Raw genomic sequence first — 23660 nt, forward strand, 5'->3', positions numbered from 1 at the left:
CACAGAGATCCTTGTTTCAGGACACTCTGACCATGTCACAACGCCGATGGATTCCCGCCCTGCTCCTGGGCCTCACCGTCACCCTGCTCGCAGGCTGCAGCACCACCCGCGTGGTGGAGGGCCAGGTGCAGAGCTTCTCAACGCTGGCGGCCATGCCCGCACCTGCCACGTACCGCATTGAGCGCCTGCCTTCGCAGCAGGCCCCTTCGTTCGACACCATCACCACACTGGCCGAACAGGCCCTGGCGCGCGCGGGCCTGCAGCGCGACGATGCTGCGCCCCGCCTGCTGGTGCAGCTGGGCGTGCAGGCCGACGCCGTGCCGCGCTATGACCCGTTCCGCCCGTACGGCCCTTACGGCCCCGGCCCCTGGGGCATGGGCGGCTGGTATGGACGGGGCTGGGGGGTGCATGGCATGTGGCGTTTTGGCGAGCCCACGCCCCTGCACCGCCGCGCGGTCAGCATCGTGATGCGCGAGGCCAGCACCCAGGCCGTCGTGTACGAAACCTCCGCCGTGCACGAAGATGTGTGGGTGAGCGATCCGGCCGTCTATGGCGTGCTGTTCGACGCCGCACTCAACGGCTTTCCGAAGCCGCCCGGGGGGCCACGGCAAGTACGCCTGCCATTGGTTCCGCCCTCACACTGATTCCCTCCACGCCCGTCTATTGCATGCACGCCACCCGCATCGTTGCCATCCGCCACGGCGAAACCGCCTGGAACGTGGACACCCGCATCCAGGGCCACCTGGACATTCCGCTCAACGACACCGGCCTGTGGCAGGCCGCCCAGGTCGCCCAGGCCCTGGTGGGTGAGCCGATTGCAGCCATCTACTCCAGCGACCTGCAACGCGCGCACGCCACCGCCCAGGCCGTGGCCCACACCACAGGCGCCCCGTTGAAGACCGAGCCGGGATTGCGCGAGCGCAGCTTCGGGCACTTCCAGGGCCGCACGTTTGCCGAGATCGAGGCCGAACTGCCCGAGGACGCATTGCGCTGGCGCAAGCGCGACCCCCACTACACGCCCGAGGGCGGCGAGTCCCTCGTCACCTTGCGTGACCGCATCGAACGCACCGTGACCGCGCTGGCGCAGCAGCATGTGGGCGAGCAGGTGGTGATGGTGGCGCACGGCGGCGTGCTCGATGTGCTGTACCGCCTGGCCACGCGCCAGGACATCCAGGCACCGCGCACCTGGCAACTCTCCAACGCCGCCATCAACCGCCTGCTGTGGACGCCTGACGGCCTCACCCTCGTCGGCTGGGCGGACACCCAACACCTTGACCAGATTGTCCTGCGCGATGAAAACCACGCCTGAATTGCAATCCACCATCGGCCAGCGGGTGGACGCTATCGACACCCCCGCCCTGGTGGTGGACCTGGATGCCATGGACCGCAACATCCAGCGCATGGCCGACTTCGCGCGCAAGCACCACGTGCGCTGGCGCCCCCATGCCAAGCTGCACAAGAGCGCCGAACTCGCGCTGCTGCAGCAACGCGCTGGCGCCCAGGGCGTGTGCGTGCAGAAGGTCGCTGAGGCCGAGGCGCTGGCCGCTGGCGGGGTGGATGACATCACCATCACCAACCAAGTCATTGCCATGCCCAAGCTGCACCGCGTGGCGCGGCTGGCGGCGCTGCTGGCGGCACGCGGCGGTCGCCTGGGCGTGGCCGTGGACCACATCGACGGCATCGAACGCCTGGCCGAAGCCATGGCGCAGTACGGCAGCGACGCGGGCATTGATGTGCTGGTCGAGATCGACGTGGGCCAGGGCCGCTGCGGCGTGCCGCCGGGCGAGGCCGCCGTGCCTCTCGCGCTGGCCGTGTCGCGCAGCCCCCGCCTGCGGTTTGCGGGGCTGCAGGCCTACCATGGGCGCGCCCAGCACCTGGCCAGCAGCGTGGGTCGGCGCGAGACCATCGCCGCTGTCGTTCGCGCGGCGGATCACACGCGCCAGCTCATCGAAGCCGCCGGGCTGCCCGTGCCGCTGATCACCGGATCAGGCACAGGCACCCTGGTTCACGAGGCCGCCAGCGGCGTGTTTGGCGAGTTGCAGGCGGGCTCGTTTTTGTTCATGGACGCAGATTACGCTCGCAACGAACGCGATCCTGCGCAGCCCGCGTTTGAACATGCGCTGTACGTCAAGACCCAGGTGGTGTCGGTGCGCGACACCCACGCCGTGTGCGACGCCGGTCACAAGAGCCACGCCATTGACTCCGGCCTGCCCACGGTGGCCCTGCTGCCCGCCGACCGCACCCTGCGCTATGCCAACGGGGGCGACGAGCATGGCTTGCTCTACGCGGACGCTCCCGATGCCCGCCTGCCCAGCCTGGGACACATGCTCTGGCTCATCCCTGGCCATTGCGACCCCACGGTCAATCTGCATGACTTTTTGATCGGCGTGCGCGGCGGTTTGGCGGCCGGTACGGTGGAGCGCATCATCCGGGTGGATGCACGGGGAGCGCTGACATAGGCGCAGCCCTCTAAACACCGGGGCTATAGGGGTTCACCTGCCCCGGTGTGAGCTGGCTGCTGGACCACAATCCGGCAACATGAGCCCCAGCCAGATCATCGTCCTTGCCACACCCGTTTTCTTCCTGCTGATCGCCCTTGAGCTGGCCATTGGCTTCAAGCGCCAGCGCAACACCTACCGCCTGGCCGATGCCGTCAGCAGCATCAGCCTGGGCATGCTGAGCCAGACCAGCGCAGTGTTCACGCGGCTGCTGCGCATCGGCATCTACACGGCCCTGTTCGAGCATGTGGCGCTGTGGCGCAACGATGCGTTCTGGACCAGCCTGCCCGGCTGGCTGCTGGCGCTGGTGTTCTACGACTTCTGCTACTACTGGCTCCACCGCATGGGGCATGAATCGGCGGTGCTGTGGGCCGCGCACGCGGTGCACCACCAGAGCCAGGACTACAACCTCAGCACCGCCCTGCGCCAGACGAGTTCGGGCGCGCTGCTGGGCTGGATCTTTTATGTGCCCATGGCACTGGCGGGCGTTCCGCCGCTGGTATTCGGCGTCGTGGCGCTGATTGACCTGCTCTATCAGTTCTGGGTGCACACCGAGCAGGTGGGACGCCTGGGCTGGTTCGACCGCTGGTTCTGCAGCCCCAGCAACCACCGCGTGCACCATGCCGTCAACGACGCCTATCTGGACAAGAACTACGGCGGCATCCTGATCCTGTGGGACCGGATGTTCGGCACCTTCAAGGACGAAGACGACCAGGAAAAATGTGTGTATGGCACGCGCGGCCTGCTCAATAGCTGGGACCCACTGTGGGCCAACGCCCAGGTGTACGCGGGGCTGGCGCACGACAGCTGGCACGCACGCAGCTGGCTCGACAAGCTCAAGGTCTGGATCAAGCCGCCGGGCTGGCGGCCTGCGGACGTGGCGGAGCGCTTTCCCAAGCCGGCCTTCAACATGGCGCAGATGGCGCGCTACCACCCACCGATGTCGCGCGCCGTGCAATGGTTTGCACTGGTGCAGTTTGTGCTGCTGCTCGGGGGCGTGGCGGCCTTTTTGTGGCAGGCCGATGCGGCGCCGCTGGCGCACAACGCCGTCTGGTTCGCTGTGCTGCTGACAGTGCAATGGTCGCTGGGCGCTGTGATGCAGGGGCGCCTTCGCATGCTGAAGGCGCTGATGCTGCAAAGCGCGGCACTGGCCACGGCCACCAGTGCGCTGGGGTTCACACAATGGCATTGGCTGTTCAAACCGCTGACCATGGCGGCCGCTATCATTTTGGTAGCTGTCAGTGCATATTCGACTATCGCAAGGGGTGCACCAGGCGCAAAAACGCCCTGGGTCTTGCTGATCGCGGCCCTGGGCGGGTCATTGGCGGGGGATGTGTTTCTCATGTTCCAGGGCTTCTTCATCCCCGGCCTGGTGAGCTTTCTGGTGGCGCATCTGTTTTATGTGGCGCTGTTCAAAAGTGGACAGGCATGGTTTCCGCACCGGGGTGCGCTGGCGGCCACGCTGGGCATTGGCGTGGCGATGTATGCCTTTCTGTGGATGGGTGGCCTGCAGCCTGCACTGCGCGCGCCGGTCGCAGCCTATGTGCTGGTGATTGCGCTGATGGCGGCCCAGGCCATTGGCCGCGCCACCGTGTTGCGCGACACCGCTTCGCTGTGTGTCGCCATCGGCGCCGGGTTTTTCATGCTCAGCGACTCGCTGCTGGCAACCAACCGCTTCGTGACGCCCCTGCCCATGGCCCAAGTGTGGGTGCTGGCGACCTACTACGCTGCACAGGCGCTGATCGTGGCAGGCATGCTGCGGGGCACAGCCCGCGCAGAGCCCAGCTCTGCCACGCCCCTCACACCCCAAACAGATCTTGCCCGCTCGCCTTCGGCGGCGTAACCCCCAGGTGGCGGAACGCCGCCAGCGTGGCAATGCGCCCGCGCGGCGTGCGCTGCAGGAAGCCCTGCTGGATCAGATAGGGCTCGATCACGTCCTCGATGGTGCCGGCCTCTTCGCCAATGCTGGCGGCGATGTTGTCCAGCCCCACGGGGCCGCCATCGAAGCGGTGGATCACGGCTTCGAGCAGCTTGCGGTCCATCACATCAAAGCCTTGCGGGTCCACATCGAGCATGGCCAGCGCCTTGTCGGCAATGGGTTTGGTAATGCGCCCATCGCCCTTGACCTCTGCATAGTCGCGCACCCGGCGCAGCAGCCGGTTGGCAATGCGCGGTGTGCCGCGCGAGCGGCGGGCGATCTCGAAGCCACCTTCCTCATCCATCGGTGCATGGAGCAACCCGGCACTGCGCTGGACAATGCGCGCCAGCTCATCGGCCGTGTAGAACTCCAGCCGCGCCACGATGCCGAAGCGGTCGCGCAACGGGTTGGTCAGCATGCCCGCACGCGTGGTGGCTCCCACCAGGGTGAAGGGCTGAAGGTCCAGCTTGATGCTGCGCGCTGCCGGCCCCTCGCCGATCATGATGTCGATCTGGTAGTCCTCCAGCGCGGGGTAGAGGATTTCCTCCACCACGGGTGACAGGCGGTGGATCTCGTCGATGAAGAGAACGTCGTTCTTTTCCAGATTGGTCAGCAGCGCCGCCAGGTCCTTGGGCTTTTCCAGCACCGGGCCGCTGGTCTGGCGCAGGTTCACGCCCAACTCCGCCGCGATGATGTGCGACAGCGTGGTCTTGCCCAGGCCGGGCGGGCCGAACAGCAGCACATGGTCCAGCGCCTCACCCCGCTTCCTCGCCGCGCCGATGAAGATTTCCAACTGCTCCCTGGCCTTGGCCTGCCCCACATACTCCTGCAAGAGTTTGGGGCGCAGGGCACGTTCGATGGCCTCCTCTTGGGGGGAAACGGGAACTGCGGAGATGACGCGGGCGGGGGCGGGGGTGAAGTCGTCGGTCTGGATGGTCATGCGTTAAATGTGTATGGCAGGCTCAATTGCTGCTCGTCCACGCATAGTAAGCAATGCCCTCGTAGTTGAAGTCTTTGTAATTGGTAATCACAAAATCGCGCTCTGCCGCACTGATCGTGTAGAAGTGGGTTCCCGTGGCTGGCTTGTAAAAGCGATACATCGGCGTAGCACCATTACCGGCCGCTGTCTGTGCATACCAAATGGGGCCTTCGTAATTGAACACCGGATAGTTGGCGCGCACGAAGTCGCTTTCCGTCTGGCTGATTGTGTAGAAGTGAGCGCCGTTACCTGTGTTGAAAAAACGGAACACGGTGCTTTGCCCGGCGGTCGGCTGTGCATAGGCGTAAAACGCTATGTTTTCGTATGCGAAATCAGGATATGTGCGGATGACAAAATCGCGCTCTGCGGCATTCGATGTAAAGAAGTGCGCGCCTGTCTTCGCATTGAAGAAGCGATACACGGCGCTACGTCCTGCTGCAACAACTGTTGTTGCCAGCCAATTCTTCAAAGCAGCGTTGTAGGCCACATCAAAGCGGCCATAAAAGTCTGCCGAGGATTTGTTCGTGCAAATTGCACTCCCCCCATAAAGAGTACCCACGACCTTTCCGTTTCTGAACAGCGCAGACCCACTGCTGCCCCCCTCAGTGGTGCCTTGACTCCAGTTGACCCGGTAGTAGTTACCGCTGGTTCCCCCACACGAGAACTGCGTGTCAGAGATCGTGGTGCAAGCCGATTGGCCGACCACTGCGCCATAACTTAACTTGAGCAAGTCGCCGCGAGGGTGGTGCAAGCCGATGGTTGAAACACCTGCGGCAACGGTGGACGCATCCCATCCCGCAAAAACGGCTCCTGCGGGCGGCGTGTCGTTGAGCAAGAGAAACGATGTATCGGTATCGGCACTGGCGTAGAGAAGTTTGGCCCCTCCTACCTTCTTGGTACTCGAACTCTGCAGTGCACCACTGTTACAGCTCGACGAACGGAAGAACCAGTCCGTCTGCAAGGACGAAGCCACGGTCTGATCTGAAATGCAGTGGTTGGCACTCAGGAAGTAAGGCTTGCCACTGGAGCTGCCATCGTTTAGCAATGTGCCTGTGCACAGGTAGGCACTCGCTCCTTTAACAAATACCATGCGCGCGACCGCATTGCGTTCGTTGGCGCCGTCGTTGTAGCAAGTGGCGTCCAGGTTACAGGTGTCGGCATCGCCGATGGCTTTCGCATTCTGCTGAATTTGTTCCTGGTATTCCTGCTCAGTGGGCACGGACAAGTTCGCGAAGATGTGCGACAGCTGGGGTACCGAAATTTGCAAGGTACTCGCGGCAATGCCAGGTGGCAACTCCACCTCCAAGGTCGCCTCGCCGCCCCCGGTATCAGGTGTCCACCACGTGCGAGCAGCATCCGAACGGTCGCCCGCAGCCTGATTGCGCTCGATCAGTTGGAGAATTTCCTGCCCGGAGATCTCGAACACCTTGTCAGGCGCCGCCTGCGTATAAACGCGCACCACTGCGCTGCCCGGAAGCTGCTGAACAAGCACTCCCAGCCGCAAACCATAGGCCCCTTCCGCGCTGAAGCTCACCGCAGCAACCAGGCCACCCGCAGGTGCTTTGCGCCACTTCCACAGGGCTCCCATCGCAGACACAGACTTGGTCGCCTCCACATCACGGCCTTGCCCCACGAGCCGTGGCCCCACCGAGTCCACTGACTGGGTCTTTTCCGTAGCCAGTTCTTCCAACGCGACCACAGCTGCTGACGGCGCTGCAGTGGCACTGCGGGACTTCACTCGAGAAACATCCTGCACGGCTTCTACAGGCTGAACCCTGCTGTCCACCTGAGACAGCAACGGAGCGTTAGGTGCCGCGTCACCTGTGCCACCACCACACGCCACCAGCAGCGCTGCTGCAGAGAAGAGGGCGGGTACCCAACGCACTACGGAAAAATTTTTCATTGTCTGCATCCTAGAAATCGCTACGACTCACGCTTGCAAGCCTCAAAAGGGTCACCACTAAACCATTGTGGGGCGAACATTTCGCGGCGATTATCAGCGGGCCAACGCCTTCAACGCCAGCTTAATTCCGTCACTCACCCCCACCTCCGCTGGCAGCGCCTTGAGCGCCGCAGCCGCCTCCTTGTCGCTGTAGCCCAAAGCCAACAGCGCCTGCAGAATGTCGGCTTGCGCATCGCTGGTGGCCACGCCACGCACAGCACCCATGTCCGCACCCAGCTTGCCCTTGAGCTCCAGCAGCAAACGCTCGGCTGTCTTTTTGCCGATGCCCGGCACCTTCACCAAACGGCCCGCCTCCTGCAGCGAAATCGCCTGCGCCAGGTCACTCACGCCCATCCCGCTCAGGATGGACAGCGCAGTGCGTGGCCCCACGCCGGAGATCTTGATCAGCTCACGAAACGCCTGGCGCTCAGGGGCGGTTGCAAAGCCGTACAGCAGCTGAGCATCCTCACGCACGATGAACTGTGTCAGCAGGCTCACACGCTCGCCCACGGCGGGCAGGTTGTAGAACGTGCTCATGGGCACATTCACCTCGTAGCCCACGCCGTGGCAGTCCAGCAGCACCTCGGGGGGATTCTTCTCCAGCAGGGTGCCGGTCAATTTGCCTATCATTGATGTCCTTTGACGACGCGGGCATGACATGCCGCGCCGCCGTTCTTGCTGTTTTCCGTTGCCTGACTGGAATTATCCGCGTGATCCTGCGCCACACCTTCACCCCCCACAACAACACCCGGCTCACCCACCTGTGTGGCCCGGCCGATGCGCACCTGCGCACCATCGAGGTGGCCTTGCAGGTGAGCATTGCGCACCGGCACGAGCAGTTCAAGGTCGACGGCCCCAAGGCCAAGGCCACGCAGGCGATGGAGCTGCTGCAGGCCCTGTATGAGATGGCCGAGCGCCCCATTGACGAGGACTATATCCAGCTGATGCTGGCGGGCGACAGCGAACTGCTGGAGGCCCCGGACGACGCCATCATCCTCAACACCCGCCGTGCGGACCTGCGCGGGCGCACCCCCACGCAGAACCTGTACCTGCAGAACATCGCCACGCACGACATCACCTTCGGCATCGGCCCTGCGGGCACCGGCAAGACGTATCTCGCCGTGGCCAGTGCGGTGGATGCATTGGAGCGCAGCAGTGTGCAGCGGATCGTGCTGACTCGCCCGGCGGTGGAGGCTGGAGAGCGCCTGGGCTTTTTGCCCGGCGATCTGGCGCAGAAGGTGGACCCTTATCTGCGCCCGCTGTACGACGCGCTGTACGAGCTGATGGGACACGACAAGGTGCAAAAGGCGTTTGAGCGCAACGCCATCGAGATTGCGCCGCTGGCCTTCATGCGTGGCCGGACGCTGAACAACGCGTTCGTCATCCTGGACGAAGCGCAGAACACCACGCCCGAGCAGATGAAGATGTTCCTGACCCGCATTGGCTTTGGTGCCAAGGCGGTGGTGACGGGCGACGTGAGCCAGATCGACCTGCCCAAGGGGACGCTGAGCGGCCTGATCGACGCAGAACGGGTGTTGAAGCGCGTCAAGGGCATCTCGATCACCCACTTCACCAGCGCCGACGTGGTGCGCCATCCGCTAGTGGCCCGCATCGTGGACGCTTACGACGCCCCCCGCCGTGCCGCAGCGGCCCGCACCCGCGACTGAACTCCTAATTTAATAGCTACGTCCGCTTATAAATTGGGCACCGGTAGCTTAAAACACCTCAAATGTCCTTAAACCAACTCTCCCTGTCGCTGCAGTTTGGCGCGTTTGACGAAGCCGCCGCCCACCGGGCTGTGCTGCCCCGCCACAAGGTCACGCGCTGGATTCGCCACGCCCTGGCCACCGACGCGGAGATCACCGTGCGCATCGTGGGTGCCGAAGAAGGCCAGCAGCTCAACCGCGAGTACCGCAAGAAGGACTACGCCACCAACGTGCTCACCTTCGACTACACGCAGGAGCCGGTGGTGACCGCCGACTTGGTGCTGTGCGCCCCCGTGATCGAGCGCGAGGCGAAGGAGCAAAACAAGAGCCTGGAAGAACACTACGCCCACATGCTGGTGCACGGCACGCTGCATGCCCAGGGGTGGGACCACGAGACGAGCGAGGCCGACGCCGAGGAGATGGAGGCGTACGAGTCCGACATCCTGCGCGAGCTGGGTTTTGAAGACCCCTACGCAACCTGACCGGATTCAGAATTTCCCCGAGAGCCTGCCGATCGCCCACCTGAAAAACGCAGCCGTGGGCAAAGCAGTCGCACCTTTTACGGTCGCAATTCGGACTCGAAAGCGCGGAATCTCCACCTAACATCGGTGCAATGCCGCGCGCGCAACGCCGCGGCCAAGGAGATACTTTGGATACCGCCCTGCTCGTCACCGCCGCCTTCGTCGCTGGCGCCCTCAATGCCGTCGCCGGAGGCGGCAGCTTTCTGACCCTGCCTGCCCTCGTCTTCACCGGCGTGCCGCCCGTGGTGGCCAACGCCACGGGCACGGTGGCGCTGCTGCCGGGCTACATGGCGGGGGCCTGGGGGTTTCGGGAAGACATGCAACCACCGCCTGGCCTGTCCATGCGGGCAGTGGTGCTGCTGGCCCTAATTGGCGGATCGGCCGGGGCGGCGCTGCTGCTGATCACGCCCGATGCCACCTTCCGCAAGGTCGTGCCCTGGCTGCTGCTGGCGGCCACGGCGCTGTTTGCCCTGGGGCCCCGGCTGCGCCAGTGGGCCGGTGCCACGGCCCATGGCCCCGCCGCGCCGTGGAAGGCGGCCCTGGGCATGCTGGCCGTGGCGGGGTATGGCGGCTACTTCAACGGCGGGTTGGGCATCTTGCTGCTGGCACTGTTCGGCCTGCTGGGGCAAACCCAGCTCAACGCCATGAACGGCATGAAGAACCTGGTCTCTGCGCTGCTCACCGCGATTGCGGTGGCCATCTACGCAGCAGGCGGTATCGTGCTGTGGCCGCAGGCGCTGATGATGATGGTGGCCGCCACCGCAGGCGGGTATGGCGGCGCCCGCGTAGCGCGCAAGCTGCCTGCCAACCTGCTCCGCTGGGGCATCGTGGCTACCGGGCTGGTGATGGCGGCGGTGTTCTTCTGGCGGCAGTGAGCAGCAGCCCCTTGGCCTCGCCGCCAACGCCAAGGTCCACGCCTGCGGCGGTACCGGCACCCACACCAGCACCAATGGCAGGCAGCAGCCGCCCGCCGCCCCGCGTGCTGTGGGCCATGCTGCTCACGCTGCTCAGCGGGTTCGCGCTGAGCCAGGCGTTTCGAACCACCACTGCCATCCTGGCCCAGGGGCTGACCGCCGAGTTCGGGCTGTCGCCCGGGTCGCTGGGGGCCTTTGCCGGGCTGTTCGGCCTGTCGTTCGGTGTGGCCCAGTTGCTGATGGGCGTGGGGCTGGACCTGTGGGGCCTGCGGCGCACGGTGCTGACCGCTTTCCCGCTGGCGATTGGCGGGGCCGCGCTGTCGGCGGCAGCGCCCGGCTATGCGTGGCTGATGGTGGGCCAGTTGATGATCGGCGTGGGCTGCTCGCCCGCGTTCCTGGCCTGCACGCTGTTCATTGCGCGGCATTTCCCTGCCGACCGGTTTGCCTACCTGTCGGGCGTGGCTATGGGAGTTGGCGGTCTGGGCCTGCTATTCACCGGTACGCCGCTGGCTTGGCTGGTGCAGCACGGTGGCGGCTGGCGCACAGGCTATGCCGTGCTGGCGGTGCTCAGCGGGCTGTCGTGGCTGCTGATCTGGCTGCGGGTGCACGAGCCTGCCCCGCTGGTGCCGCCCCCGGCGCAGCGCGAAACCTGGGGCCAGGCGCTGCTCGGCTTTGGCCAGCTGCTCACGGTGCCGCACACCTGGGGCATCCTGCTGCTGGGCATGTCGGGCTACGCCGCGTTTTTGTCGTTGCGGGGCCTGTGGCTGGCGCCGTTGCTGATGGAGCGGTACCACCTCACGCTGGTGGACAGCGGCAACGTCGCGCTGGGCCTGTCGTTGATTGCGCTGTTTGCACCCGGTCTGGCGGGCCGGCTGGACCCAGGCATTGGCCGCCGCCGGCGATGGATTGGCAACGCATCGCTGCTGATGGCCGGGCTGTTCGCGCTGCTGGCATTTTTGCGGGTGCACCCTGCCGCCAGCGTGATGCTGATCCTGCTGATGGGGCTGCTGTCGGGCTACGGCGTGCTGCAGTACGCCGACGTGCGCGCCTCGTACCCGCCCGCACTCACCGGCCGGGCCCTGTCGGCCTACACGATGGCAATGTTCCTGGGCGTGGCGCTAATGCAGTGGTTCACCGGCATCGTGGCCACAGGCGCCCAGCACCTGGGCTGGGATGCCCACACGGCCGTCATGCTGGCGATTGCGGCCTGGCTGGCGCTGGCGTCGGTAGCGTTTCGGGCGCTGCCGGTGTCGTCGCTAGTGATAGCGGAAAAATAAGAGAGAAATTAGGCTGCAGTGGTTATCCACTAAGCACTGACAGCTCTTCTTTTCCCCCTTCTGCCATGCAGCCACTCCACGGCTGACGCGCCCCAGCACGCGGGTGCGCGAACTCGCAAAACAGCTTGCGTTGCGGGACGGGCGCATTGAACACGGTACCGCAAAATCTGATCGATAGAATTTCTAAAGACCACAATCCCACCATCTTCACCACCAGGAGATCCTCATGCCCATCGATCCCATACTGAAAGCACCTCTGAGCCGCAGAACTTTGTCTCTGGTCACCGTCGCCATGGGACTCTCGGCTTGTGGAGGCGGGAGCGATGAACCCACCCCCACCTCTGAACTACCGCAGATCACTGAGCACCCGGCTGACGTCACAGCCTCAGCCGGCGAATCTGCAACATTTCGCGTCAAGGTCAATTCCAGTGGGCCGGTGTCTTACCAGTGGCTGCGCAATGGCGCGTCCCTTGATGGCGCCACGACCTCAGAGCTGTCGCTAGCCTCCATCGAAACCACCGATTCAGGTAGCAGTTTCTCCGTCAGAGTCACCAATGCCGCAGGCTCCGTTCAATCTAATGCAGCAACACTTCTCGTCCATCCGCGAGGCGGGGAGGAAGGCATTGCCCTGGCTTCTGGCACTCTCGGCGCACTGGGGCGAAGCCGTACGGTCATCGGCTTCAGCAAGTCTGGCGATTTGTTTGTGTGGGAAAGAGCGGCTCGCCAGCTCACCCGGGTCACAACAGAAGGTCAGATCATTCCCTTACAGGGAGCCTTGCAAGCCCTGAAGTTGGATGTCTCTTGGAAGGTTGCCGTACTGGAGCATCCCGACGGCAATCTCTACGTCACAGAAACCTACTTGGCACCCAGCGGGCAAATCAATACCGAACACGGAGGAGGCGGAAAGCTTCATCGAATCTCAGCAGATGGATCGCATGCTGTCCTCTACCAAGCTGTCATCAGCTTTGGAGAGAGCCCGGCAGGAAAGCTAACCCCCATAGGCGTTGCCCAAGGCCCCTCCGGGAATATCTGCACACTGCATTTCAACTCGCCGACTCTTTACAAAATACCGACAACGGTCACCCAAACTACCCCAACAAAATTTGCAGACCTCTTGGTTGAGCCTTTCGAACAACTGGCAATTGTTCTCCGATACACCGTTTCTCTCAGCTTGACATCTACCTCTTCTGGGAAAATTTTCGCAAGCTCCACGGCAGGACAGTCTGCCTCCGGAATAGCACCTGTGAAGCGTTATGACGCTTTTGATTACGAGATCAGTTCTGACGGCACACGCACCCCCATCAAGTTTGGTGCAACGTCAGCATACGACTTGATCGCGCATGGCGAGTACGTGTACGCATTGGTCAAGAACGAGCAAGGCTACATGTGCCTCGTTCGCCGCAGTCCGGAGGGATCCATGCAACTCATTGCAGGAGGCAGCGGGTCGGCGACCAAGCCGGGGCCACTGCCGGGAGGACTCGGCAATTGGGTCAGGCTGGCCGGGGTAACCCCCGAGGGACGCATTATTTTGGGAGATCTTGCACTCGATGAGACAGGCGAATATTTGCAGTATTTTGTGGTGACGCCCCCCGCCATTTGAGCAGATGGGGCGGCCTGCCATGCGGGCCAGCCCCTGCAATGAATGGGCGTTGCCGTCAGGGCGTCCTCATCCGCAGCGGAATCGTCACCGGCCCGTCATTCACCAGATGCACCTGCATGTCGGCTGCAAACTGGCCGGTGGCCACCACGGGATGGACCTTGCGCGCCTGGGCCACCAGGTAGTCGTACAGCCGCAGCCCTTCATCGGGTGCCGCCGCTTGGGTGAAGCTGGGGCGGTTGCCGCCGGTGGTGTCTGCCGCCAGCGTGAACTGGCTGACCAGCAGCAGGCCGCCACCGATGTCCTGCACGCTCTGGTTCATCTTGCCTGCGGCGTCCGAAAAGATGCGCAGCTTCAGGATCTTGGCCAGCAGCCTGTCGGCTTCGGCCTCGGTGTCTCCACGCTCCGCACACACCAGCACCAGCAGCCCCGCGCCGATGGCGCCCACGGTCTGCCCGTCCACATCCACACGCGCCTCACGCACACGTTGCAATACGCTGATCACTTCACGGCATCCTTCAAATCATCACGGGGGTCGTCGAAATGCGCCTCCACATCCGTGGGCAGCAGCTCGATAGTGGCGCGCAGGCCGGGCACGGCGGTCATCAGCGCGCGCTCGACCTGGCCGCGCAGCTCGGCGGCGTGGCGCAAGGTCCAGTGGGCGGGCATATGCAGGTGCATGTCCACAAACTGGCGCTGGCCTGCGCGGCGCGTGGAGACATGGTCGAACCGCACGGCACCGGGTGCCTGTGCCGCCACAAATTGCTGCAGCGTGGCGTCGATGGTGGCCTGCACCTCGGGCTCCACCGCTGAATCCATGAGGCCCTGGGACGACCGCCACACCAGCTCCACGCCCTCTTTCAGGATGTTCAGCGCCACAGCAATGGCCGCCACCGCATCCAGCCACAACCACCCGGTCAGGGCAGCGCCCGCAATGCCCACCAGCACACCGGCCGAGGTCCACACGTCGGTGACCAGGTGGCGTGCATCGGCCTCCAGCGCGATGGAGCGGTGCTCGCGCGCCGAGCGGAACATCACCCAGGCCAGCAGCCCGTTCAGGGCCGAGCTGAGCACCGACAGTCCCAGGCCCCAGCCCACCTGCTCGATGGGTTGTGGGTCAAACAGGCGGTGCCCGGCCGCCCACAGAATGCCCGCCGACACGCCCATGATGAGGATGCCCTCAAAGCCCGAGGAAAAGTATTCGGCCTTGTGGTGGCCGTAGGGGTGGTCGTCATCGGCTGGCCGTGCCGCCACCGTCACCATGGCCAGCGCAAACATGGCGCTGGCCAGGTTCACAAACGACTCCATGGCGTCAGACAACAAACCCACCGAGCCCGTGACCACCCAGGCCAGCGTCTTGAGTGCAATGGTGACCACCGCCACTGCCACCGAGGCCCACAGCAGGTTGCGGGGTGAAAGCCAGGGGTGGGATGCGGGAGAAGATGCTGACATGGCGGGTGGGAGAAGGAGCGGAAACAGGCGAGTCTGAAATTACACCAGAGCCACCTTAAGAACCTGTTCAGAATCTGAGCGCCGTTTAACAGCAGGCCCCAGCATGCCCCCATGCCAGAATCCGCGCATGCTCCCCACCTGGCGCCGCCTTTTGCCCCGACACGCCCTGCACCTGCCCAGCCTGCTGTTGTGGGTGGCAGTGGCCTGCATCGGTTGCGGCTGGCTGGTGGTGGACCGCCTGCAGCAGCTGCACGCGGCGTTTGAGACCGACGCGCGGATCGTGCACCGGCTGCTGAGCCAGCGCGTGGTGCAGCACGACGCCATCATGGCCACGCTGGCGCTGCTGCAGCCAGCCGCTGCGGTGGATGACCTGCACAACGCGGCATCGCCCCTGCCCCGCCTCACGTCGGTGTATCCGCAGATCCTGGCGGTGCTGCAGCGCTCGGCCCACAGCGACTGGCCACCCGCACTGCAGGCCGAGCTGACAGCCGCCGAGGCCACCTCACGGCGCACCGGTCACGCCGCTACGGCAGGCCTGAACCTGCCCACAGGCCGTTACTACCTGGTGCTGGCGGGCACGCCAGCCAGCTATGCGCTGCACATCGACCTGCGCACCACCATCCCCACCGACGAGTGGCCCATGGACATGGCCGCCAGCCCGGTGCGCGTGACGCTGGAGCATGGCGGCACGGCCTTTGTGGTGCAGCCCGGCCAGGCCGACCAGGGCAGCGGCATCCGCACCTACGACTTTCACAAACTGCTGGCCGCCGCCAGCCAGCCGCTGGACGTGGTGGCCCGCCGCACCGTGGGCCTGCACGAACTGCCCTGGTGGCGCATGTTGGGCTGGTGCCTGCTGACCGCAGCGCTGTGGGCCGCAGGCCGCGCACTGTGGCGCCAGCGCGTGGCGCGCCAGCGGGCCGAAGAGCTGCTGCGCCTGGGCCAGGTGGCGCGGCTGAACACATTGGGCGAATTGGCCGCTGGCATGGCCCACGAGCTGAACCAGCCGCTGACCGCCCTGCTGTCCAGCACCCAGGCCGCCCAGCGCCTGCTGGCAGACGACCCACCCGACCTCGACACCGCACAGACCGCCATGGCCCGCGCCGTGGAGCAGGCGCGCCGCGCATCCACCGTGGTGGGCCGCCTGCGCCGCCTGGTGGAGCGGCCCGACCTGGCCGGTCAGGCCCAGCCCCTGGCACTGCCCACCGCCGTGCAGGACGTGCTGCACCTGCTGGAGCCCGAGCTGGCACAGCGCGGCGTGGTGCCCGAGGTGTTGGCCGCCGCAGACCTGCCCCCGGTGCTGGCCGAACCCGTGGCCCTGCAACAGATCATCCACAACCTGCTGATGAACGCGCTGCAGGCGCTGGAGCAAGTGCCCCTCGCTGAACGCCAGCTGCACCTTGCAATGGCGCAGGCTGGTGCTGGACAGGTGGCGCTTTCGGTGCGCGACCACGGCCCCGGCATCCCGCCCGAAGCACGCCAGCACCTGTTCGAGCCCTTCTACACCACACGCAACGGCGGCCTGGGCCTGGGCCTCACGCTGTGCGAGAGCCTGGCGCAGGCCATGGGCGCGCAGCTGAGCCTGGCGCCCGAGGCCACGCCCTCATCCGCCGCCCAACGGGGGGCTGAGTTTGTGCTGACCCTCAACGTCGCACCACCCACCGATGACCGATAGCGCCCCCTCCCTCTCGCCCCTGATCCACCTGGTGGACGACGATGCTGCCGTGCGCGAGGGCCTCTCCCTGCTCATCAGCACCGTGGGCCTGCGCGTGCAGACCTGGGCCGACCCGCAGTCCTTCATGGCCGGGTTTGACCGCGCCAGCATCGGCGCCATCGTGCTGGATGTGCGCATGCCGGGCATCAGCGGCCTCACGGTGCTGGAGCAACTGCTGGCGCAGGGCGTGGACCAGCCCGTGATCCTGCTCACCGGCCACGGCACGGTGGAGATGTGCCGCCGCGCCTTCAAGACTGGCGCGGCCGAGTTTCTGGAAAAACCGGTGGACGACGAAGTGCTGATCGAAGCCCTGCAAAACGCCGTGCGCCAGCATGTGCGCTCGCGCGAACGCCACCAGGCCGACCAGCAGGCGCGCGAGCGTTTTGCGCAGCTCTCGGCCCGCGAGCGCGAGGTGCTGGGACTGATCGTGGAGGGTCTGACCAACAAGGAAATCGGCCGGGCGCTCGAACTCTCGCCGCGCACGGTGGAGACCCACCGCGCCAACCTGTTTGCCAAGCTGGGGGCCGAGTCGCTGGCGCAGCTGATCCGGCGCTACGCGGCGCTGGTGGATGCCGCATCCTGAATCGGCCGGCATAGGCCTTCCGTAGTTCTACGGAGGCCCGCGCGTAGCCGCCCGAATGGCCGAAAACGGCGGCCATTTCTACAGTTCTCCCACGGCGCCACAACGGGTGGCACCGACCCAGAAACACCGGAGAACACCATGCAAAACCGCCTCGCCACCGTCGCCGCCCTCACCCTGTCCCTGATCGCCACCGCCGCCAGCGCCGAAGGCGTGCGCACCGAAAAGAACATGTCGCTGGACCTGGCCACGCAGATCGCCGCGCAAACCGTGGCCACCTGCACCGCCAACGGCCACGCCGTCACGGCCACCGTGGTGGACCGCGCAGGCACCGTGCGCGCTGTGCAGCGCGCCGACAACGCCGGCCCCCACACGCTGGAGGCCAGCCGCCTCAAGGCCTACACCTCGGCATCGGCCAAGAACACCACGCTGGCCATGATGGAAGGCGCACAGAAGAACCCCGCTGCGGCCAACCTGGTGAACATCCCCGGCTACCTGCTGCTGGGCGGCGGCGTGCCGGTGAAGGTGGGCAACGAGGTGATCGGCGCTGTGGGCGTGGGCGGTGCACCCGGCGGCCACCTGGACGAGCAGTGCGCGGTGGCGGGCATCGCCAAGGTGCAGGACTTGCTGAAGTAAGCCAGCCCAACCACAGGCAACTGAGCATTCAACGGAGGCCTCCATGAAGCCGTGGAATCTTGTTTTCGCCCTGGCCGCCGCACTGGCCTGTGCCACCCCGGCCCAGGCCCAGGTGCCGCCCACGGCGGCAGAAACAGCGGCCTACCAGGGCCTGCATGCCGCTGCGGCGCGGGGCGATGTGCCCAGGCTCACCCAGCTGATCGCAGCGCGGGCCGACGTGAATGCCCGCGATGGCTACGGCCGCACGCCACTGCATGTGGCCACCTTTGCCCGGCAGGCCGATGCCATCCGCGCCCTTGCCCAGGCTGGGGCCGACATGAATGCGCTGGAGAACGACCGCTACGACGCCGTGACCATCGCCGCCGTGGCGGACGACGAGGCCACGCTGCGCGTGCTGCTGCCGCTGGGCGCCAGCGCCAAACAGGTGACCAGCCGCTACGACGGCACGGCCCTGATCGCCGCCGCCCACCTGGGGCACGACGGCGTGGTGCGTCAGTTGATCGCCGCCGGGGCGCCGCTGGACCATGTGAACAACCTGCACTGGACGGCGCTCATCGAGTCCATCGTGCTGGGCAAGGGCGGTCCGCGCCACCAGGCCACACTGCAAGCCTTGCTACAGGCGGGGGCCAGCCAGGCACTGACCGACCGGCAGGGCAACACGCCCCTGCAACTGGCGCGCCAGCGGGGCTTTGGAGAGATGGTGCGGATGCTGGAGGCTGCCGCAGCACGGCGCTGATGCCGCCAGGGCAGGACGCGCACCAACTATCAAATTGATAGCTATTGACACATGATTGACTAGCGCATCCGGCGCTTTTTACTCAAAGTCCTGGGTTCCAGTCACCAGGCGGGCCTTCACAGTCTTGCCCTTCACCCGGCCCTGGTTCAGACGCTGGGCAGCTTGGGCGCCGATGGCACGGTCCACCGCCACATAGGTGGAGAAGTCGTTCACGTTGATCTTGCCGATCTGCTCTCGGGTGTAGCCCATCTCACCGGTCAGCGCGCCCAGCACGTCGCCCGCACGGATCTTCTCCTTGCGGCCACCGATGATCTGGATGGTGACCATGGGCGGCACCAGCGGGCCGTTGCCGGTCGGTGTCAGGTCGGCCACAGGGAACCAGCGCGACTCTCGGCCTTGCAGTTGCTCGATCTTACCCACGCTGCCCATCTCGTCCAGGCTGGCCAGGTTCAGCGCCAGCCCTTCGGCATCGCCCCGGCCCGTGCGGCCGATGCGGTGGATGTGCACCTCGGGGTCGGGCGTCACGTCCACGTTGATCACGGCGGCCAGGTTGGCAATGTCCAGCCCGCGCGCGGCCACGTCGGTGGCCACCAGCACCGAGCAGCTCTTGTTGGCAAACTGCACCAGCACCTGGTCGCGCTCGCGCTGCTCCAGCTCGCCAAACAGCGCCAATGCGCTGAAGCCCTGGGCCTGCAGCACGGCCACCAGGTCGCGGCACTGCTGCTTGGTGTTGCAGAACGCGATGGACGAATCGGGCCGGAAGTGGTTGAGCAGCAGCGACACGGCATGCAGGCGCTCACTGTTCTTCACCTCGTACCAGCGCTGCTCGATCTTGCCCTCGGCATGCTGCGCCTGCACAGTGATCTGCTCGGGCGACTTCATGAACTGGGCGCTCAGCTTGGCGATGCCCTCGGGGTAGGTGGCCGAGAACAGCAGGGTCTGGCGCTCTTTGGGACACTGCTTGGCCACCACGACGATGTCGTCGAAGAAGCCCATGTCGAGCATGCGGTCGGCCTCGTCGAGCACCAGGGTGTTGAGCGCCTCCAGCGTCAGGTGCTGGCGCTCCAGGTGGTCCATCACCCGGCCGGGCGTGCCCACCACGATGTGCGCGCCATGCTCCAGGCTCAGCATCTGGCCGCGCAGCGGCACGCCGCCGCACAGGGTCACGACCTTGATGTTTTCTTCGGCACGCGCCAGGCGGCGGATTTCAGTGGTCACCTGGTCGGCCAGCTCACGCGTGGGGCACAGCACCAGGGCCTGTACCGCAAAGCGGCGGGGGTTGAGGTTGGCCAGCAGCGCCAGCGCAAACGCGGCCGTCTTGCCACTGCCAGTGCTGGCCTGGGCGATCAGGTCCTTGCCCAGCAAGGCGGGCGGCAGGCTGGCCGCCTGGATGGGCGTCATCGTGGTGTAGCCCAGCTGCTGCAGGTTGGCCAGCATGGCGGGGCTCAGGGCCAGCGCGCTGAAATCAGCGCGGGCTTGGTTTTCTTTGGAGGTCATGGGCCGATTATCCGGTGCGGGGTATCCGGGCAACTACCTTACGCCCCCGTCAGGTGTATCGGCTATAACAAACAGATACGTACCGAGCGGTCCATGCCAGACTCATCCAACGCAGCCAACACGCCAGGTCAAGGGGGTTCCAGCGACTCGCTGCTGCGCCTGATCGCCGACTCGGTCCCGGCCCTGATGGCTTACTACGACCTGCCAGGCCTGCGCTGCCAGTTCGCCAACCAGGGCTACGCCGCCTACAACGGCCACAGCACCGAATCCATCCTGGGACTGACCGTGCAGGAGGCGATTGGCGACAAGGCCTGGCAGGCCATCCAGCCGTACGTGGAGCGCTGCTCACACGGTGAGCGCGTGAAATACACGCGCGAGCAAACCCTGCCCAACGGCGAGGTGCGGATGATCGAGGTCAACCTGATCCCGCATTTTGGCAACGCGGGGCTGCAGCTCGGCTCCTTTGTGCTGATCACCGACATCACCGAGCGTTGGCGCGCCGAGCGCGAGGTACGCCAGAGCGAAGAACGCATGCGCAAGTTCACCGAGGCCACGGACGAGGCCATCGTGTTCCATCGCGACGGCATCATCACCGACGGCAACGAGGCACTGTACCGCTTGACGGGATTTGCGCTGCACGAAGTGCTGGGCCTGTCGATCTTCAACTTCATCAGCCCCGAGTGGCGCGCCACCGCGCTGGAATACACCCGCAGCGGACGGGAGGATCCGTACGAAGTCACCATCCGCCACAAGGATGGGCATCCCATCCCCGTCGAGGTCGTCGGCAAGACCATGCCCCTGCACCATGCCGACTACCGCATCGTGGTGGTGCGCGATATCACGGCCCGCAAACAGGCGCAGGAGCGCGAAGCTTTCATCGCACTGCATGACCCCCTCACACAATTGCCCAACCGGCACTTCCTGATGGAGCAGCTGTCGCAGGTGCTGTCGCTGGCCCGCCGGCGGCATGGCCGTGTGGCGGTGCTGTTCATGAACCTGGACCATTTCAAGACCGTGAACGACTCGCTCGGCCACCATGCGGGCGACCAGCTGCTGTGCAACGTCGCCGAGCGACTGCGCCAGGGTGTGCGCGATGCCGACGTGGTCGCGCGCATCGGCGGCGACGAGTTTGTGGTGGTGCTGACCGACGTGCAGACGCCCGAAGACGCGGCCATGGTGGCCGACAAGCTGCTGGAGTCCATGCACGGCGTTTTCACGGTCGATCAGCTGCCGCTCACCATCTCCCCGTCCATCGGCATCAGCCTGTACCCGGACCACGGCGGCAGCGCCGACATGCTGCTGCGCTGCGCCGATGCGGCCATGCAGCATGCCAAGGACAGCGGGCGCGGCAACCGCCAGTTCTACGCCACCAGCATGGAGGCCAGCGCCCTCGACGTGCTCCACCAGGAGCGCCTGCTGCGCGACGCCATTGCACGCAACGACTTCGTGCTGCACTACCAGCCGCAAATTTGCCTCGCCGACGGCTCGCTGCAAAGCCTGGAAGCGCTGGTGCGATGGCGCCATCCCGAGCGTGGGCTGGTGGGCCCCGATGAGTTCATCACGTTCTCGGAGTCACGGGGCCTCATCACGCCCATCGGCCGCTGGGTGATGCGCGAAGCCTGCCGCCAGCTCAAAGCCTGGCAGGACCAGGGCCTGGCCAAGGTGCCCGTGGCAGTCAACCTCTCGGCCCTCGAATTCCGCCAGCGCGATGTGGCCGCTGAAATCGCGGCCGTCCTCCAGGAAACAGGGCTGGCACCGCAATACCTGGAGATCGAACTGACCGAGTCCGTGCTCATGCACCAGACTGGCCAGACCCTGAACACCCTGCACGCCGTCAAGGCATTGGGCGTCGGCATCTCCATCGATGACTTCGGCACCGGGTACTCCTCCCTGGCATATCTGAAGCGCTACCCCATCGACAAGCTCAAGATCGACCGGTCATTTGTCACCGACACCCCCGGCAGTGCCGACGACGTCGCCATCGTCACCGCCATCATCCAGATGGCCCGCAGCCTGCAGCTCAAGACGGTGGCGGAAGGGGTGGAGACGCAAGGGCAGATCGCATTGCTCAAGGAACTGGGGTGCGATGTGATCCAGGGGTTTGTGGTGTCGGTACCCATGGATGCCCTGGCCACCGGCAGCTGGCTGGAACGCCAGCCACCGCAATAGCGGCAAGTTGTCCGCTGGCCCCCCTGGCTTGTGGACAATAGCGGCATGCCCCTCATCCCCGACTTCATCGCCCCCACCCGCCACACCGACCCGGCCGACGCCCTGGCCCAGGTGCAGCGCATATACCAGCAACAAATTGGCCACCTGCGCGACGCCATGCAGCGTTTTGTGGCGGGCGAGACGCCCGAGGGCCCGGTGCGCGCGTTCTACCCGTTTGTGCGGGTACACACCACCACCGTGGCGCGGGCCGACACCAAGCTGGCCTACGGTTTTGTGGAGGGCCCGGGGCGCTATGAGACGACGCTGACCCGGCCCGACCTGTTTGCCAACTACTACGCCGAGCAGTTCCGCCTGCTGCGCGCCAGCCACAACGTGGAGCTGGAAGTGGGAACCAGCACCCACCCGATTCCCATCCATTTCTCGTTTGCAGAGCACGACCACATCGAGGGCACGCTGACCCAGGCCCGCCGCATGCTGATGCGCGACGTGTTCGACCTGCCCGACCTGGCCGCCATGGACGATGGCATCGCCAACGGCACCTGGCAGGCCGCGCCCGGGGAGGCGCAGCCGCTGTCGCTGTTCACCGCGCCGCGCGTGGACTACTCGCTGCACCGCCTGCGCCACTACACAGGCACTGCGCCCGAGTGGTTCCAGAACTTCGTGCTGTTCACCAATTACCAGTTCTACATCGACGAATTCGTGCGCCTGGGCCACGCCGAGATGGCCAAACCCGACAGCGAATACATTGCCTTCATCGAACCCGGCAACGTGGTCACACGCCGTGTGGGCCTGAGCGCCGAAGCTGGCGACGACCTGGGCGCCGCTCCACCCCGCCTGCCGCAGATGCCCGCCTACCACCTGGTGCGCAAGGACGCGAGCGGCATCACCATGGTCAACATCGGCGTGGGCCCGGCCAACGCCAAGACCATCACCGACCACATCGCCGTGCTGCGCCCCCATGCCTGGATGATGCTGGGCCACTGTGCGGGCCTGCGCAACAGCCAGCAGCTGGGCGACTATGTGCTGGCCCACGCCTACGTGCGCGAGGACCATGTGCTCGACGAAGACCTGCCGCTGTGGGTGCCCATCCCGGCGCTGGCCGAAATCCAGCTGGCGCTGCAGCAGGCGGTGGCCGATGTCACACAGATCAGCGGCGCAGACCTGAAGCGCGTGATGCGCACCGGCACCGTGGCCAGCACCGACAACCGCAACTGGGAGCTGCTGCCGGACAACACGCCGCAGCGCCGCTTCAGCCAGAGCCGCGCCGTGGCGCTGGACATGGAAAGCGCCACCATCGCCGCCAACGGCTTCCGCTTCCGCGTGCCCTATGGCACCTTGCTGTGTGTGAGCGACAAGCCTCTGCATGGCGAGATCAAGCTGCCCGGCATGGCCAACCACTTCTACCGCGAGCGGGTGGACCAGCACCTGCGCATCGGCATGCGCGCCATCGAGATCCTGCGCAATGGCGGCGTGGACCGCCTGCACAGCCGCAAGCTGCGCAGCTTTGCCGAGGTCGCATTTCAGTAA

At 65.5% G+C, this 23660-nt stretch carries 21 protein-coding genes; 15 read left to right on the forward strand and 6 right to left on the reverse strand.

Going from position 1 to position 23660, the window contains the following annotated elements; all coding sequences use genetic code 11:
• Nucleotides 1-32 precede the first annotated feature (32 nt).
• The 4 genes from CLU87_RS18070 to CLU87_RS18085 all read left to right on the forward strand — a co-directional run bounded on the left by CLU87_RS18070 (nt 33) and on the right by CLU87_RS18085 (nt 4341).
• The gene (locus CLU87_RS18070; protein ID WP_099731350.1) at nt 33-644 is read left to right on the forward strand and encodes a DUF4136 domain-containing protein; all 612 of its coding nucleotides are present in this window, start codon (nt 33-35) and stop codon (nt 642-644) included.
• A gap of 23 nt (nt 645-667) precedes the next feature.
• The gene (locus CLU87_RS18075) at nt 668-1309 is read left to right on the forward strand and encodes a histidine phosphatase family protein (RefSeq protein WP_056059569.1); all 642 of its coding nucleotides are present in this window, start codon (nt 668-670) and stop codon (nt 1307-1309) included.
• Nucleotides 1293-2459 carry a DSD1 family PLP-dependent enzyme gene (locus tag CLU87_RS18080; protein ID WP_099731351.1) on the forward strand — a complete coding sequence of 389 codons (1167 nt, stop codon included), beginning with the start codon at nt 1293-1295 and terminating at the stop codon, nt 2457-2459. The genes CLU87_RS18075 and CLU87_RS18080 overlap by 17 nt, the downstream gene beginning before the upstream one ends.
• Nucleotides 2460-2538: 79 nt before the next feature.
• Entirely contained in the window at nt 2539-4341 is a 1803-nt protein-coding gene (locus CLU87_RS18085; protein WP_099731352.1) for a lysoplasmalogenase family protein, read from the forward strand.
• On the opposite strand, the gene ruvB is transcribed toward CLU87_RS18085, so the two are convergent.
• From ruvB to ruvA, 3 genes are all read right to left on the reverse strand, one after another.
• Nucleotides 4298-5356 (reverse strand): Holliday junction branch migration DNA helicase RuvB, encoded by a 1059-nt coding sequence (gene ruvB, locus CLU87_RS18090; RefSeq protein WP_099731353.1) that lies wholly within the window; start codon nt 5354-5356, stop codon nt 4298-4300. The genes CLU87_RS18085 and ruvB overlap by 44 nt on opposite strands.
• A gap of 22 nt (nt 5357-5378) precedes the next feature.
• Nucleotides 5379-7298, reverse strand: coding sequence for a trypsin-like peptidase domain-containing protein (locus tag CLU87_RS18095; protein WP_099732234.1), 1920 nt, complete (start codon nt 7296-7298; stop codon nt 5379-5381).
• 93 nt (nt 7299-7391) lie between these two features.
• On the reverse strand, nt 7392-7967 hold the full coding sequence (gene ruvA, locus CLU87_RS18100) for a Holliday junction branch migration protein RuvA (RefSeq protein WP_099731354.1): 576 nt from the start codon (nt 7965-7967) through the stop codon (nt 7392-7394).
• An 80-nt stretch (nt 7968-8047) separates the two neighbouring features.
• Here ruvA and CLU87_RS18105 point away from each other — a divergent pair, with 80 nt between their 5' ends.
• The 5 genes from CLU87_RS18105 to CLU87_RS18125 all read left to right on the forward strand — a co-directional run bounded on the left by CLU87_RS18105 (nt 8048) and on the right by CLU87_RS18125 (nt 13355).
• Nucleotides 8048-9004, forward strand: coding sequence for a PhoH family protein (locus tag CLU87_RS18105; protein ID WP_099731355.1), 957 nt, complete (start codon nt 8048-8050; stop codon nt 9002-9004).
• 62 nt (nt 9005-9066) lie between these two features.
• Nucleotides 9067-9525 carry an rRNA maturation RNase YbeY gene (ybeY, locus tag CLU87_RS18110; protein ID WP_056059581.1) on the forward strand — a complete coding sequence of 153 codons (459 nt, stop codon included), beginning with the start codon at nt 9067-9069 and terminating at the stop codon, nt 9523-9525.
• Nucleotides 9526-9656: 131 nt separating this feature from the next.
• On the forward strand, nt 9657-10439 hold the full coding sequence (locus tag CLU87_RS18115) for a sulfite exporter TauE/SafE family protein (RefSeq protein ID WP_099731356.1): 783 nt from the start codon (nt 9657-9659) through the stop codon (nt 10437-10439).
• A 74-nt stretch (nt 10440-10513) separates the two neighbouring features.
• Nucleotides 10514-11755, forward strand: coding sequence for a nitrate/nitrite transporter (locus tag CLU87_RS18120; RefSeq protein ID WP_099731357.1), 1242 nt, complete (start codon nt 10514-10516; stop codon nt 11753-11755).
• A 226-nt stretch (nt 11756-11981) separates the two neighbouring features.
• Nucleotides 11982-13355 (forward strand): immunoglobulin domain-containing protein, encoded by a 1374-nt coding sequence (locus tag CLU87_RS18125; RefSeq protein WP_099731358.1) that lies wholly within the window; start codon nt 11982-11984, stop codon nt 13353-13355.
• A gap of 55 nt (nt 13356-13410) precedes the next feature.
• Here the strand turns inward: CLU87_RS18125 and dtd are convergent, their stop codons facing one another.
• Complete coding sequence (gene dtd, locus CLU87_RS18130; RefSeq protein WP_099731359.1) at nt 13411-13857, reverse strand: D-aminoacyl-tRNA deacylase; 447 nt, start codon at nt 13855-13857, stop codon at nt 13411-13413.
• A complete protein-coding gene (locus tag CLU87_RS18135) occupies nt 13854-14804 on the reverse strand; it encodes a cation diffusion facilitator family transporter (RefSeq protein WP_099731360.1) in 951 nt (316 codons plus the stop codon). The genes dtd and CLU87_RS18135 overlap by 4 nt, the downstream gene beginning before the upstream one ends.
• 127 nt (nt 14805-14931) lie before the next feature.
• Here CLU87_RS18135 and CLU87_RS18140 point away from each other — a divergent pair, with 127 nt between their 5' ends.
• The 4 genes from CLU87_RS18140 to CLU87_RS18155 all read left to right on the forward strand — a co-directional run bounded on the left by CLU87_RS18140 (nt 14932) and on the right by CLU87_RS18155 (nt 18467).
• On the forward strand, nt 14932-16476 hold the full coding sequence (locus CLU87_RS18140) for a sensor histidine kinase (protein ID WP_099731361.1): 1545 nt from the start codon (nt 14932-14934) through the stop codon (nt 16474-16476).
• On the forward strand, nt 16466-17098 hold the full coding sequence (locus CLU87_RS18145) for a response regulator transcription factor (protein ID WP_008907145.1): 633 nt from the start codon (nt 16466-16468) through the stop codon (nt 17096-17098). Before CLU87_RS18140 ends, CLU87_RS18145 begins: the two co-directional genes overlap by 11 nt.
• A gap of 138 nt (nt 17099-17236) precedes the next feature.
• Nucleotides 17237-17731 (forward strand): heme-binding protein, encoded by a 495-nt coding sequence (locus CLU87_RS18150; RefSeq protein ID WP_099731362.1) that lies wholly within the window; start codon nt 17237-17239, stop codon nt 17729-17731.
• 43 nt (nt 17732-17774) lie between these two features.
• A complete protein-coding gene (locus CLU87_RS18155; protein WP_099731363.1) occupies nt 17775-18467 on the forward strand; it encodes an ankyrin repeat domain-containing protein in 693 nt (230 codons plus the stop codon).
• Between the two features lie 78 nt (nt 18468-18545).
• Here the strand turns inward: CLU87_RS18155 and dbpA are convergent, their stop codons facing one another.
• Nucleotides 18546-19964 (reverse strand): ATP-dependent RNA helicase DbpA, encoded by a 1419-nt coding sequence (dbpA, locus tag CLU87_RS18160; protein WP_099731364.1) that lies wholly within the window; start codon nt 19962-19964, stop codon nt 18546-18548.
• A 93-nt stretch (nt 19965-20057) separates the two neighbouring features.
• Here dbpA and CLU87_RS18165 point away from each other — a divergent pair, with 93 nt between their 5' ends.
• Nucleotides 20058-22133: a bifunctional diguanylate cyclase/phosphodiesterase gene (locus CLU87_RS18165; RefSeq protein ID WP_099731365.1), complete on the forward strand. Its 2076-nt coding sequence runs from the start codon at nt 20058-20060 to the stop codon at nt 22131-22133.
• Nucleotides 22134-22178: 45 nt separating this feature from the next.
• On the forward strand, nt 22179-23660 hold the full coding sequence (locus tag CLU87_RS18170; RefSeq protein WP_056745571.1) for an AMP nucleosidase: 1482 nt from the start codon (nt 22179-22181) through the stop codon (nt 23658-23660).

This window comes from Acidovorax sp. 59 (assembly GCF_002754175.1).
In the GTDB taxonomy this organism is placed as follows: domain Bacteria; phylum Pseudomonadota; class Gammaproteobacteria; order Burkholderiales; family Burkholderiaceae_C; genus Acidovorax; species Acidovorax delafieldii.